Genomic DNA, 1,219 nt, shown 5'->3' on the forward strand with positions numbered 1-1,219 from the left:
CCCAGCACGCGCAGCCGGCCGCCGGTCAGTTCGCCCAGGTCGGAGGTGCGGAACCAGCCGCCGTCGAACGGGTCGGGCTCCCCGAAGCGGTAGCCCGAGAACAGCACGGGCCCGGAGATCCTGATCTGGCCGTCCTCGCCGATTTTGAGATCTACATTGTAAAGGGGCTGGCCGTCGTACACGCAGCCGCCGCACGTCTCGCTCATCCCGTACGTCGTCACGACCCGGGCACCGAGGTCACGGGCCTGGTCCAGCAGACCAGGCCTGGGCGCGGCGCCGCCGAGCAGGATCGTGCGGAACACCGACAGGTCCGCCCCTCGCTCGACCAGCCGGTGGAGCTGGGTGGGGACGAGGGAGACGTGGCTGGCCCCTGAGTGAAGGACCTCGTCCGGGTCGAATCTGGCGTGGATGATCGGCTCGCTGTCCGACAGCAGGGCGCGTACCAGGACCTGGAGGCCGGAGATGTGGGAGACGGGCAGGCAGCACAGCCAGCGCTCGCCCTTGGAGGCCTCCAGGCGGCGCAGAGAGGCCGCGGCGGAGGCGCGCAGCGCGGTGGCCGAGAGCATCACGCCCTTGGGCGCGCCGGTGCTGCCGCTGGTGGCGATCACGACCGACACGTCGGAGGGCACGCCCGTGCCGTCGCTCTGGAGCGCGCCGTTGACGTGGGTGGGGCGCAGCGCGGCGATGGCGGCCTCGGACTGGCCGGGAGCCAGGGGGAGCACGGCCGGGCCCTCGCCCGACAGCGCGTCGCGGACGGCCCTGAACAGGCCAGGGCCGGGAGGCTGCACAATGGCATGCAGCGGACGGTCCGGATGCGACGGGTTCCTCCACATGCTCGTAAGGTTAGTGGCGACAGGTCGGATTGAGGCGCAGGGAGGGTCGTGACGCGTTCTCCCGTGGTCTTCCGCATCCCCATGCGCACTCGGTTCCGTGGGCAGACCGTCAGGGAAGGCGTGCTGCTGCACGGTCCCGCGGGGTGGGGGGAGTTCTCCCCGTTCCCGGAGTACGGCCCGCGCGAGTGCGCCCGTTGGCTGGCATGCGCCCGTGAGGCGGCGTTCGAGGGGTGGCCCGAGCCGGTGCGCGACAGCGTCCCCGTCAACGCGACCGTGCCCGCTGTGGGGCCCGAGCAGGCGTACGACATCGTCCGGCGGTCCGGGTGCGGCACGGCCAAGGTGAAGGTGGCCGAGCGCGGTCAGACGTTCGACGACGACGTGGCCAG

General features: G+C 72.0%; 1 protein-coding gene and 1 pseudogene. One reads left to right on the plus strand and one right to left on the minus strand.

All coding sequences use genetic code 11. From position 1 onward, the window contains the following. On the minus strand, positions 1-833 hold an 833-nt coding region (locus AB0J09_RS65205), incomplete at its 3' end, for an AMP-binding protein (RefSeq protein WP_360714575.1). An 81-nt stretch (positions 834-914) separates the two neighbouring features. Between AB0J09_RS65205 and AB0J09_RS65210 the strand changes: the two are divergent. Beyond that, positions 915-1,219 (plus strand): annotated as a pseudogene (locus AB0J09_RS65210) (O-succinylbenzoate synthase); the annotation flags it as partial.

Origin of the sequence: Nonomuraea sp. NPDC049784, from assembly GCF_040659615.1 — a bacterium.
GTDB lineage: Bacteria > Actinomycetota > Actinomycetes > Streptosporangiales > Streptosporangiaceae > Nonomuraea.